Annotated in this window: 1 protein-coding gene; it reads left to right on the forward strand. The window is 66.2% G+C overall.

Annotation, left to right across the window (positions count from 1 at the left end):
* A partial coding sequence (locus CAPSK01_RS15035; RefSeq protein WP_337958595.1) for an RHS repeat domain-containing protein occupies positions 1 to 349 on the forward strand: 349 nt, incomplete at both ends.

The raw sequence follows: 349 nt of genomic DNA on the forward strand, positions 1-349 counted from the left end.
AGTCTAACATTCCAACACGTCACCAACCCCCTGGCCGCCGTCACCCAATACACCTTCCAGAACCTCCTCGGCGCCCACCGCGTGTCGACCATCAGCCAGCCCCTCGTTCCCGGGCTCACCCGCCGCTTCACCTACGACCCCAGCAACGGCAACCTCCTGAGCCAGACCGACTTCAACGGCCAGCTCACCACCTACACCTACGACAGCCGCAACCTCGAAGTTCAACGCGTCGAAGCCTCCGGCACCCCCGACGCCCGCACCACCCGCAGCGAATGGCATCCCACCTGGCGCCTGCCGCTGCGTATCGCCGAACCCCTCAAGCGCACCACCTTCACCTACGACCCCGCCG

This window comes from Candidatus Accumulibacter vicinus, assembly GCF_000584955.1.
GTDB lineage: Bacteria > Pseudomonadota > Gammaproteobacteria > Burkholderiales > Rhodocyclaceae > Accumulibacter > Accumulibacter vicinus.